Annotated in this window: 1 protein-coding gene; it reads left to right on the plus strand. The window is 69.2% G+C overall.

Going from position 1 to position 1,648, the window contains the following annotated elements; genetic code table 11:
• The coding region (locus tag ACFQEU_RS15475; RefSeq protein ID WP_379783613.1) for a long-chain-fatty-acid--CoA ligase at positions 1 to 1,521 on the plus strand (1,521 nt) is incomplete at its 5' end.
• Positions 1,522 to 1,648 lie beyond the last annotated feature (127 nt).

Below are 1,648 nucleotides of genomic sequence, written 5' to 3' on the forward strand. Positions count from 1 at the left end.
GCCGGCGCGCTCGCGGACCTCGGCGTCGACCGCGGCGACCGGGTCGGCACGCTCGGTTGGAACACCCACCGCCACTTCGAGGCGTACTACGCGGTTCCGCTGTCCGGCGCGCAGCTACACACGGTGAACTTCCGGCTGCAGGCGGACAACGTCGTACACATCATCAACGACGCGGCCGACGAGGTCCTGCTCGTCGAGCCCGACGTGGTCGGAACCGTCGACCGGATCTGGGACCGGCTCGAAAGCGTCCGTGAGGTCGTCGTGTTGGGCGAGACCGTCCCGGACACGGAACACGACCTCCCGATCCACGCCTCCGAGGCGCTGCTGACGGCGGCCGATCCCGTCGAGTCGTGGCCGGCGCTCTCGGAGGACGACCCCGCGGGGATGTGTTACACCTCGGGAACGACGGGAAAGCCGAAGGGCGTCGAGTACACCCACAAGATGATCTACGCCCACGCGCTGATGGTGATGACGCCGTCGGCGCTGGACATCGACGAGTCCGACGTGGTGATGCCGGTCGTGCCGATGTTCCACGTCAACTCGTGGGAGTTCCCGTACGCGGTGACGATGGCGGGCGCGAAGCAGGTGTATCCGGGGCCGTCGCCCGACCCCGAAGCGCTCGTCGACCTGATCGAGACCGAGGCGGTGACGCTCACCGCGGGGGTACCGACCGTCTGGATCGACGTGCTCGACTACCTCGACGAACACGGCGGCGACCTCTCCTCGCTCGAACGCATCGTCGTCGGCGGGAGCGCCGCCCCACGGGAGGTGATGCGCCGCTACGAGGCGGAACACGGCGTCACGATCGAACACGCGTGGGGGATGACGGAGACGATGAGCATCGGCTCGGTCTCTCGGCCGAAGTCGTCGATGGTCGATGTGGACGCCGAGCGGCGTCTCGACAAGCGGACCAAACAGGGCTTGCTCTCGCCCGGGCTGGAGATGCGCGTCGTCGACGATGCCGGCGACCCCGTCGCGTGGGACGGCGAGGCGTTCGGCGAGCTGCTCGTGCGCGGACCGACCGTCATCGATCGGTACTACAACCGACCGGACGCCGACGAGGCGGACTTCCTCGACCCCGACGACGGCGGCGGCCGCTGGCTTCGCACCGGCGACATCGCCACGGTCGACCCCGACGGGTACATCGAGATCGTCGACCGCGTCAAGGACGTGATCAAATCCGGCGGCGAGTGGATCTCCAGCATCGAGCTAGAGAACGCCCTGATCGCCCACGACGATGTCGCCGAGGCGGTCGTCGTCGCCGCGCCACACGACCGGTGGCAGGAACGGCCCCTCGCGTTCGTCGTCCCGAAGCCGGGACGCGAGCTCGACGTCGAGACGGTCCGGTCGTTCCTCGCCGAGGAGTTCCCGCGGTGGTGGCTCCCGGACGACGTCCGGCTCCGCGAGTCGATCCCGAAAACCGCCACGGGGAAGTTCGACAAGAAACGTCTGCGGGACGCGCTCGACGAGCCCGCCTTACCGTACGCGCCGGGTGCCGACGACGACGGGGGATCGGAATGATCGACGGCGCGCCGGGGACCGGTTCGGGTTCGGACTCGAACTCGGAGCCCAGTGCGGCGGCGATGGACATCGACCCGACGGCCGCGCTTCCGGACCTCTCCGGTCGCGTCGCGGTCGTCACCGGCGG

This window comes from Halorubrum tibetense, assembly GCF_042661865.1.
Classification (GTDB): Archaea; Halobacteriota; Halobacteria; order Halobacteriales; family Haloferacaceae; genus Halorubrum; species Halorubrum tibetense.